The organism is Stenotrophomonas sp. SMYL11 (assembly GCF_036320005.1).
Lineage (GTDB): Bacteria > Pseudomonadota > Gammaproteobacteria > Xanthomonadales > Xanthomonadaceae > Stenotrophomonas > Stenotrophomonas maltophilia_A.
This window is the reverse complement of sequence record NZ_JAWIRS010000007.1, coordinates 170,457-179,361: the sequence shown is the minus strand read 5'-3', so window position 1 is coordinate 179,361 and position 8,905 is coordinate 170,457. Positions and strand designations below refer to the sequence as shown.

Below are 8,905 nucleotides of genomic sequence, written 5' to 3'. Positions count from 1 at the left end.
TTGTTTGTTTGCGCGGGGGGGGGGCGGCGCTGGGACATTTGGGGGGGGGGGGGGGGGGGGCCGCGCAGGGGCGTTGGCGCCATGGATGGCGCCATCGAGCTTACATGGACGTACTTGCAGCGTCCCCTGCACGGCCCACCCACCCCACCCAACACATGACCCGCTCTACGCGCCCCCCCCCACGAGGGGCTGCGCCGTTGGCTGGAACTCACGCCACCGCGCGAAGAACCAGCGCCAGGATCGCCGGCAGCGCCTGGATCATGAAAATGCGCCGGCTCACGCTGTACGCGCCATAGCACCCCGCCACCACCACGCAGGCCAGCGAGAACGTCACCAGTACCGGCTGATCGATCACCAGCCCCACCACAATGCCCGCCGCCAGGAAGCCGTTGTACAGGCCCTGGTTGGCCGCCAGCACGCGCGTGGTCTCTGCCTTCTCGGACGTGTTGCGGAAGGTCTTCAGGCCCAGCGGGCGGGTCCACAGGAACATTTCCAGCACCAGGAAATAGACGTGCAGCAAGGCGACCAGCAGGGTCAGGGCGAGTGCGATCCAGTACATGGGCGGTTCCTTGGATAGATGGATGGGGTGATGGGGTCAGAGCCCTCTCCGTGGGAGAGGGATCCGACCCCGCGCGGCTCAGCGGTCGCGCGGCAGCTTCTTTTCTTCGCGCAGCACACCGAATGCGGCGGCGGTCATGCACGCGGCAACCACCACGCCGCCGATGAACACCACGTGTGAACCAAACAGCGACAAGCCCTTGTGCACCCACGCAAAGCTCAGGTCCGCGCCGCGGTACACCACGGTATCGATGGCCGCACCGGCCTTGTAGCGCCACTGCCGGTCCACGCGGGTATAGATGGTTTCGCGTGCCGGCTTGGCCAATGCGAACTCGCTGGCGCGGGTCATCACCTGCACCACTGCGACCATCAACGGCATGGGTGAAGCGGCAAGCACCGAGAAGCCGATCAGGATCGCAAAGCCAGGGATCAACAGGGCCGGCGCGATGCCGTGGCGCGACAGCAGCCAGCGGGTCAGGCCGAGCTGCATCAGCAGCGCCAGTGCGTTCACCGCCAGATCGATACGCGAGAAGAAGGCCGTGGCAGCACCTGCATCGTTGAACGCCGCACGCACGATGCTGGCCTGCTGGTTGTACAGCAGGGTGCCAACGCCCACACCGAACACCACCATGATCGCCAGCCAGCGCAGCAACGGCTCACGCACGATCAGTTTCAGACCGTCCAGCACGCTGCCACCCATCGGCTGCTCGCCGGATACCAGCTGCTGCTCCTGCTCACGCAGCACCGCCCAGTGCCGTAGCCGCCAGATGCTCAACAGGCAGATGGCGAGGAATCCGGCCGAGACCAGCATCAGGTTGGCGATGCCCACACGCTGCACCAGCGCACCGGTGATGATCGGACCGAGAAAGGCACCAATGGTGCCGGCCGCGCCGATGTAACCGTAGAAGGCACGTGCCTGCGCGTTGGAAAACACATCGGCCATGAAGCTCCAGAACACCGCCACCGCGAACAGGTTGAAGACGGTGATCCAGAAAAAGAACGCCATGCCTCGGCCCGGCACACCGCTGTCGAACAGTACGTAGAAACCCAGCAAGGTGACGATGAAGAACCCATACACCGCCGGCAGGAACACCCGCCTTGGGAAGCGGCTGACCAGCCAGCCATACACCGGCTGCAGCACCAGCATGATCACGAACACGCAGGAGAACAGGAACTGCAGGACGAAATCCTTCAGCGCGATGCCATGGCTGGCGAACCAGGCGATCAGCATCGGCGGGAACACCGTTTCCAGGTCGGCCGAGGCGGCCATCGCCTCCCGCACCGGGCGCAGCACGTAGTAGCCACTGAGCAGGCAGAAGAAGTACAGGAACGACCACCACAGCGCCGGCGACTCACGCAGTGCCGCCGTCAGCCCACGCAACGGCCCCTTGCCCTTCACCGCGCTCACGCGGTGTCCCTCGCCAGAAGACGGCGGTTGGACAGCGGCATGGCAGGCTCCGGGGGCGGTGAAGCGCGTACGTTAGCCAATGCACTGCAACATCGCCAGCAGCAGCCACGCAGAAGGCCGCAACGCAGTGTCACAGCCCCGTCCAGACGACACGTTCTGACACATGCTATCGGGGCGCCAAAATTCCAACTTTTTCAACGAGATGCGCATTCATCTTCGCTTTGTTTGTGCACAAGGGAAAAGCGGCGCTAGAATCGCCATCAGCAGTCGCGCACGGGTCTCCACGATGAAAAAGAACAGCCTGCGTCGTCCGATCCGTTCGGCGGCCACCGGTTTGCTGGGCATGTTGATGCCCGTTGCCTTGTCCACCACCGCGCAGACCCCGCCGCCATTGCCGCCGATGCCGGCCAACATCGAATCCGCTGCCACCACCGCAGTCGCCCACACCCAGCCTGCGGCCTACCGCACCGGCCTGGTGCCGCAAGTGCAGCTGCCCGCCGCCGGCTTCAACGTCGCCCACATCGAATCGATGGCGCAGCAGCTCACCTATGGCGAGCGCGTGCCGGGCATGGCGGTGGCGATCGTGCAGGGCGGCCGCGTGCTCAGCGCGCGTGGCTATGGCGTCACCGACGTCAACAACCCGCTGCCGGTCGATGCCCACACCGTGTTCCGCCTGGCGTCGCTGTCAAAGGCCTTTGCCGGCACCATGGCCGGCCTGCTGGTCAACGACGGCACCCTGCGCTGGGACAGCAAGGTCACCGACTACGTGCCGGGCTTCCGCTTGAACTCGCCGGAAGCGACTGATCGCCTGACCGTGGCCGACGTGCTCAGCCACCGCGTCGGCCTGCCGTACAACGCCTACGACCGCGACATTGAAGGCAACGCCGAGTACTACGCACTCACCCAGAAGCTGGCCAATACCAGCCTGAAGTGCCTGCCGGGCGACTGCTACGCCTACCAGAACGTGGCCTTCAGCCTGATCGGCGACGTCGTCTATGCCGCCTCGGGCAGCTTCTACGAGCAGTCGGTGGAGCGCCGCATCTTCAAGCCGCTGGGCATGAACGATGCCAGCCTCGGCCTGGCAGGCATCCAGGCCAGCTCGCGCTGGGCGCGGCCGCACGTGCGCAGCCGCAACGGCTGGGTGTCGCTGACACCGAAGCCGACCTACTACCGCGTCGCCCCGGCCGCCGGCGTCAACGCCAGCGCCAGCGACATGGCGCAGTGGCTGCTGGCCCACACCGGCCATCGCCCGGACGTGCTGCCGGCACCGCTGCTGGCCACCCTGCATTCGAGCCTGATCAACACCCCGGGCGAAATGCGTTCGGGCTGGCGCCGCGAGCGCCTGCATTCGGCCGGCTACGCACTGGGCTGGCGCACCTTCGACTACGCCGGCCACGATGTGGTGTTCCATGCCGGTGCCGTGCAGGGCTATCGCGGCCTTGTCGCGCTGGTGCCGGAACGCGATCTCGGCATCGCCATCATGTGGAACGGCGAAAGCGGCCTGCCCAGCGGCCTGCTGCCCACGGTGCTCGATTCCGCGCTCGGCCTGCCGACGCAGCGCTGGCTGGACGTGGACACCGACTTCGGCAGCGACAACCTGATGGCCGAAGGCGCGAGCCCGGCGCAGGACAAGCGCAAGGGCAAGGGTGCTTCGAGCAACCGTGCGGTGGCCTCGCCGCGCTGAGTTGGCGGGCTTCACCGTGTGTGCAAAGGGCGGCCTGCGGGTCGCCCTTTTTGTTGGTAGTTGTAGAGCAAAGCAGTCGAGCACCGCTCGACTCTACAAACGGAAGGCTAATGCGCGAAGTAGTGCATGCCGCCATCCACCGGAATCACCGCGCCGGTGATGTAGCCGGCCAAGGGCGAGGCCAGAAAGGCCACCAGCGGCGCCACCTCCTCCGGATCACCAAAACGCCCGATCGGAATGTTGCGTTCGATGAACTCACGCCGGCTTTCCTCGGTGGGATGCAGGCGGCCGAGGATCTGTGCGCTGTTGATCCGTCCCGGCGCGATTGCGTTGACCGTGATGCCCTGCCCGGCCACTTCCGACGCCAGCCCCTTGCCCCACAGGTGCAGCGCCGCCTTCGCGGCGGTAGCCGCGTTCACCGCGCGTGGTTCCATCGAACCGCTGAAGTTGATCACCCGCCCCCAACCGTGCACCTGCATCGCTGGCAGCAGCGCCTGGGTCAACCTTCGCGCGGCGGAAAAATTCAGTGCGATTGCCTCTTCCCAGACATCGTCACCGGCATCCACCGTGGTCGGTCGCGATCCCCCCGCCCCGTTGACCAGGATGTCGACGCGCTGCAGCGCCGCCAGGGCTGCATCCGCAATGCGGCGTACATCCTCCGCATCGGTGACGTCGCCGAGTAGGATGATCGGCGCCGGCACACCCGTGGCCTCAATCTCGGCAGCCAGCGCCTGCAGCGGTTCCAGACGCCGTGCGCTGATCGCAATGCGTACTCCCTGTGCCGCCAGCAACCTGGTCACACCGGCACCGATGCCACTACCCGCCCCGGTGACCAGCGCGGTACGCCCTTCAAGCCCCAGATCCATGTTGTTCTCCCAATCAGCCAGCCGGTACATCCGGCCCGTGCGGTGCATGCTGTTTGATCACCCCTGATTGATAAACTCCGCACAGGTTTCAGCATTCAACACCCGGGGTGTCAGATGAACCTGCTGGAGAGCATGCAGGTCTACGTGCTGATCGTGGACAAGGGCAGCCTCAGCGCTGCGGCGGCGGCGATGGATATCTCGGCGACGATGGCCGGCAAGCACCTGCGTGCGCTGGAAGCACGGCTGGGGATGCAGCTGTTGAGCCGTACCACCCGGCGCCAGCACATGACGCCCTTCGGCGAGGACTACTACACCCGTTGCCGGGAGATCCTGCGGCTGGTGGAAGAAACGGACGCACAGGCGCAGCACCAGCAGCTGGCACCGGCGGGCACGTTGCGCATCAGTGCGCCGGTGATCTTCGGCACGCACGCACTGGTACCGGCACTGGCCGAATACATGGCGCGCCATCCGGATGTCCGGGTCGAAGTCACGCTGAGCGACCGCGTGGTCGACCTCGCCGAGGAGGGTTTCGAAGCGGCGCTGCGCATCGGCACGCTGGCCGACAGCAGCATGCTGGTGGCGCGTGCGCTGGCACCGTATCGCTTGATGATGTGCGCATCGCCGGCGTACCTGGCCAGGCATGGCACGCCTCGCAGCCTGCAGGACCTCGCCCTGCATCAGTGCCTGTCCTTCGAACCGAGCGCACTCGCGCAGTGGCTGCAGGCCGACGCTGGCGAACTCGAGCGTGCGCCCGACGGTCGGCTGCAGGTCAACAACGGTGAAGCACTGCGAACGGCGGCGTTGCATGGGCTGGGCATCGTGCTGCAGTCGGCACTGCTGCTGGCTGCCGACATCGACACCGGGCGCCTGGTGCAGCTGTTCCCTGAGTTCGGCCAGACCGGTCGGCCGATGCACGTGGTCTACGCCCACGATCGCTACCACTCGACCCGCCTGCGCAGCTTCCTGGACTTCCTGGTGGAGCGCTTTCCACCAGCGCCGCACCGCTAGCGTCGACCGTCAGAAAAGCAGTCGAGCACGGCTCGACCCTGCAAACGGCCCATAAAAAAACCCCCTCCCCGCTGGGCAGCCGGGGAAGGGGGTTTCAGGATGCGGCTATCGGGAAGTACTTAGATCAGCGGCGCCGGGGTTGCCGGCAGAGCGACCGGAGCAGCCTTCTTCTTGCGGGCGGCCGGCTTGCGCTTGGCAACCTTCTTCGCTGCCTTCTTCGGGGCAGCCTTCTTGGTCGCCTTCTTCGCGGTCTTCTTTACTGCCTTCTTGGCGGTCTTCTTGACGGCCTTCTTGGCAGTTGCCTTCTTCGCGGCCTTCTTGGCCGGCTTGCGGGCCGTTGCCTTCTTGGCAGTCTTCTTGGTGGCCTTCTTGGCAGCCTTCTTGACGGCCTTCTTCGCGGTCTTCTTGACGGCCTTCTTGGCAGTGGACTTCTTGGCTACCTTCTTCGCCGCCTTCTTCACTGCCTTCTTCGCAGTGGTCTTCTTGGCGACCTTCTTCGCAGCCTTCTTCACTGCCTTCTTGGCGGTCGCCTTCTTCGCGACCTTCTTCACTGCCTTCTTGGCAGCGGCCTTCTTCGCGACCTTCTTCACCGCTTTCTTGGCGGCAGGCTTCTTCTTCGCAGCTTTCTTGGTTGCCATGGGATGGCTCCTCGTCAGTGATAGGGAGTTGAAACGCCCAGGTGGATCAAACCCGCGGATGCTGCGTGCGGGGACCGCCGGCGCGTCAGGCGCGCCGTTACGGATGCGGCAATGCCCGCCTCGATCGGCGGAGCGGACATCGGAACGGGAGTTGCCTTGCATTTCTCCGGGGGAAGCGGGGCCATGTCCACCGTCATCAGGGTCGCGGTGGTCTTGAAGGGGCTGCTTCGCATCGGACGATTGATTCTGCGCACTCGGTTGGGCAGGCAAGGTCTGCTGAGGCGAAACCTAATCACGGTTTTTTTTACTGTCAACAACCCCCGCGAAAAATTTTCACATCCGCGCCATCCCGGACGCCGCCCTCGCCACCGCCATGCGCGCCCTGCAACGACCATTGAAGCGGCGCGCACGCGCGCCGCATACGACGAAGTCGATGCGCTCTCTGAACAAAAAACACTTGAAATAAGCACTCTGCGCAGATAGGCACATATTCTGGGCGACAGCGCACGTGCATCGCCGATAGTCACCGGCACCGTCGCCAACGCCAGCACAACGGGGCCGCAACGGGGGGCGAAAAGTTTTCACATTCGATCGCTTCGGCGCAGGGCGGAAACGCGGATTTGCGCAAAACTGCGCACGCTGATCGGCACGGTTCGTCTGTCGGCTGATGCCACGCCGAGGGTGCAGAGCGAACCCGCCGTCATGAGTCCGACGCACTCGCCAAAACAAAAACGGCCACCCGAAGGTGGCCGTTCCAGAACCCGGAAGTGACGACTCAGTGGTCGTCGTTTTCCAGGGCTTCGGCATACGCGTCCGGATCCAGCAGATCGTTGACCTCTTCAGCGTTGGTCAGTTCGACCACGAACATCCAGCCTTCGCCGTAGGCATCTTCGTTGATGGTTTCCGGCTTGTCGGACAGCGCCGAGTTGACCTCGACGACCTTGCCGCTGATCGGGCTGTAGACGTCCGAGGCGGCCTTCACCGACTCGACGACGGCGATCTGCTCGCCAGCCCTGGCGTCGGCGCCGACTTCCGGCAGTTCGACGTAGACCAGGTCACCCAGCAGGCCCTGGGCGTGGTCGGAAATACCGACGGTGACGCGGCCATTGCCTTCGACACGGGCCCACTCATGGGACTTGAGGAACTTGAGGTCGCCGGGGATCTCGCTCATGGGACTGCTCCAGAGATATGCAGGGGTGGAAAAAACGGGGCTAGTGTAACCAACCGGCCGCCACTGCTGTCAGTGACGACCGGCACGTTCGGATCAGGCGTCGGCGAGCACGCCGGGCTGGGCCTGGCCTTCGCGCACGAACGGGAACTTGACCACGCGCACCGGCACCTGCCGGCCACGGATGTCGACGGTGACCTCGCCGAGTTCACCGGCCGGTACACGGGCGAAGGCGATGCCCTTGGCCAGGGTCGGCGAGAAGGTGCCGGACAGGATCTCGCCCTGGCCGCCGGCGGTGGTCACCGCCTGACCATGGCGCAGCACGCCCTTCTCGTCCATCACCAGACCGATCATCTGGCGGGCGGTGCCGGCAGCCTTCTGCGCTTCCAGCACGTCGCGGCCGATGAAGTCGCGACCTTCGTCCAGCGACACGGTCCAGGCCAGCGCCGCTTCGTACGGGCTGATCTCTTCGTCCATGTCCTGGCCGTACAGGTTCATGCCGGCTTCCAGGCGCAGCGTGTCGCGTGCGCCGAGGCCGGCCGGCTTCACTCCCGCCGCCAGCAGGCGGTTCCAGAACGCGACCACGGCGTCCTGCGGCAGCAGGATTTCGAAGCCGTCTTCGCCGGTGTAACCGGTACGGGCGACAAACAGTTCGACGCCGTCATCGGACTGCACCTGCAGGGCGGCGAAGCGGCCCAGCTTGGTCAGCGCCTGACGGTCCGCATCACGGGCCAGGCCGATAACGATGTCGCGCGCCTGCGGGCCCTGCACGGCGAGGATGGCCAGGTCCGGGCGCTGCTCGACGGTGACGCCGAACGGTGCAGCCTGCTCGCGCAGCCAGGCCAGGTCCTTCTCGCGGGTGGAGGCATTGACCACCATGCGGAAGAAATCGTCGCCCAGGTAGTAGACGATCAGGTCGTCGATGACGCCGCCGCGCGGATTCAGCATGCACGAGTACAGCGCCTTGCCGGTCACCTTCAGCTTGTCGACCGAGTTGGCCAGCAGGCGACGCAGGAACGGCTTGACCTGGTCACCGCGCAGGTCGACCACGGTCATGTGGCTGACGTCGAACACACCCGACTCGCGACGAACCAGGTGGTGCTCGTCCAGCTGCGAGCCGTAGTGGATGGGCATGTCCCAACCCCCGAAATCGACCATCTTGGCGCCAAGGGCGCGGTGGGTATCGTTGAGCAGCGTCTTCTGGGTCATGACCGGGTCCGGCAGCAGAGGAAACAAGAATCCCCATTATCCCAGATCGGTCGCCCGCAGGTCGCGCCGCAGCGCAGCGGGGTGTTTGGCCGGCCTGCGGCCGGCGCCGCCTTCTACAGCTGGAGCGCAAAGCCTGAGTTCATCGGCTCTGGATTGACTCGGCCCAGGCGGGTCGGAGCGAGTGCTTTTGCTCTTCGCTCTTTTTCTTTTTCCGTGGGCTGGACGCGCACGGAAACTGTCGGGGGGGGGGGGGGGGGGGGGGGGGGGGGGGGGGGGGGGGGGGGGGGGGGGGGGGGGGGGGGGGGGGGGGGGGGGGGGGGGGGGGGGGGGGGGGGGGGGGGGGCGGGGGGGGGGGGGGCGGGCGGG

General features: G+C 65.8%; 9 protein-coding genes. 3 read left to right on the top strand and 6 right to left on the bottom strand.

Annotated features, from left to right (window positions below):
- Nucleotides 1-208 precede the first annotated feature (208 nt).
- Both V3B46_RS12395 and V3B46_RS12390 read right to left on the bottom strand, forming a co-directional pair.
- A complete protein-coding gene (locus V3B46_RS12395; RefSeq protein ID WP_164171741.1) occupies nucleotides 209-559 on the bottom strand; it encodes a DUF1304 domain-containing protein in 351 nt (116 codons plus the stop codon).
- Nucleotides 560-637: 78 nt separating this feature from the next.
- Nucleotides 638-1,966: an NTP/NDP exchange transporter gene (locus tag V3B46_RS12390; RefSeq protein WP_006464416.1), complete on the bottom strand. Its 1,329-nt coding sequence runs from the start codon at nucleotides 1,964-1,966 to the stop codon at nucleotides 638-640.
- A gap of 286 nt (nucleotides 1,967-2,252) precedes the next feature.
- Between V3B46_RS12390 and V3B46_RS12385 the strand changes: the two genes are divergently transcribed.
- On the top strand, nucleotides 2,253-3,650 hold the full coding sequence (locus V3B46_RS12385; protein WP_329892007.1) for a serine hydrolase domain-containing protein: 1,398 nt from the start codon (nucleotides 2,253-2,255) through the stop codon (nucleotides 3,648-3,650).
- A gap of 107 nt (nucleotides 3,651-3,757) precedes the next feature.
- On the opposite strand, the gene V3B46_RS12380 is transcribed toward V3B46_RS12385, so the two are convergent.
- Nucleotides 3,758-4,516, bottom strand: a complete 759-nt coding sequence (locus V3B46_RS12380; RefSeq protein ID WP_329892006.1) for an SDR family NAD(P)-dependent oxidoreductase — start codon at nucleotides 4,514-4,516, stop codon at nucleotides 3,758-3,760.
- A gap of 114 nt (nucleotides 4,517-4,630) precedes the next feature.
- On the opposite strand from V3B46_RS12380, the gene V3B46_RS12375 reads away from it, so the two are divergent.
- A complete protein-coding gene (locus V3B46_RS12375; protein WP_329892004.1) occupies nucleotides 4,631-5,524 on the top strand; it encodes a LysR family transcriptional regulator in 894 nt (297 codons plus the stop codon).
- Nucleotides 5,525-5,643: 119 nt separating this feature from the next.
- Here V3B46_RS12375 and V3B46_RS12370 read toward each other — a convergent pair whose 3' ends face one another.
- Nucleotides 5,644-6,162, bottom strand: a complete 519-nt coding sequence (locus V3B46_RS12370; protein WP_329892003.1) for a hypothetical protein — start codon at nucleotides 6,160-6,162, stop codon at nucleotides 5,644-5,646.
- A 183-nt stretch (nucleotides 6,163-6,345) separates the two neighbouring features.
- Here V3B46_RS12370 and V3B46_RS12365 point away from each other — a divergent pair, with 183 nt between their 5' ends.
- Entirely contained in the window at nucleotides 6,346-6,645 is a 300-nt protein-coding gene (locus tag V3B46_RS12365) for a hypothetical protein (protein WP_164171745.1), read from the top strand.
- Nucleotides 6,646-6,937: 292 nt separating this feature from the next.
- Here the strand turns inward: V3B46_RS12365 and gcvH are convergent, their stop codons facing one another.
- Nucleotides 6,938-7,333 (bottom strand): glycine cleavage system protein GcvH, encoded by a 396-nt coding sequence (gene gcvH, locus V3B46_RS12360; RefSeq protein ID WP_329892002.1) that lies wholly within the window; start codon nucleotides 7,331-7,333, stop codon nucleotides 6,938-6,940.
- 93 nt (nucleotides 7,334-7,426) lie between these two features.
- On the bottom strand, nucleotides 7,427-8,539 hold the full coding sequence (gene gcvT / locus V3B46_RS12355) for a glycine cleavage system aminomethyltransferase GcvT (RefSeq protein WP_049436821.1): 1,113 nt from the start codon (nucleotides 8,537-8,539) through the stop codon (nucleotides 7,427-7,429).
- Nucleotides 8,540-8,905: the final 366 nt, after the last annotated feature.

What these genes read in the sequence shown, in the direction of transcription:
- V3B46_RS12370 (WP_329892003.1), bottom strand. Translation starts at nt 6,162, where the DNA reads ATGGCAACCAAGAAAGCTGCGAAGAAGAAGCCTGCCGCCAAGAAAGCG.
- gcvH (WP_329892002.1), bottom strand. Translation starts at nt 7,333, where the DNA reads ATGAGCGAGATCCCCGGCGACCTCAAGTTCCTCAAGTCCCATGAGTGG.
- V3B46_RS12395 (WP_164171741.1), bottom strand. Translation starts at nt 559, where the DNA reads ATGTACTGGATCGCACTCGCCCTGACCCTGCTGGTCGCCTTGCTGCAC.
- V3B46_RS12375 (WP_329892004.1), top strand. Translation starts at nt 4,631, where the DNA reads ATGAACCTGCTGGAGAGCATGCAGGTCTACGTGCTGATCGTGGACAAG.
- gcvT (WP_049436821.1), bottom strand. Translation starts at nt 8,539, where the DNA reads ATGACCCAGAAGACGCTGCTCAACGATACCCACCGCGCCCTTGGCGCC.
- V3B46_RS12380 (WP_329892006.1), bottom strand. Translation starts at nt 4,516, where the DNA reads ATGGATCTGGGGCTTGAAGGGCGTACCGCGCTGGTCACCGGGGCGGGT.
- V3B46_RS12385 (WP_329892007.1), top strand. Translation starts at nt 2,253, where the DNA reads ATGAAAAAGAACAGCCTGCGTCGTCCGATCCGTTCGGCGGCCACCGGT.
- V3B46_RS12365 (WP_164171745.1), top strand. Translation starts at nt 6,346, where the DNA reads ATGTCCACCGTCATCAGGGTCGCGGTGGTCTTGAAGGGGCTGCTTCGC.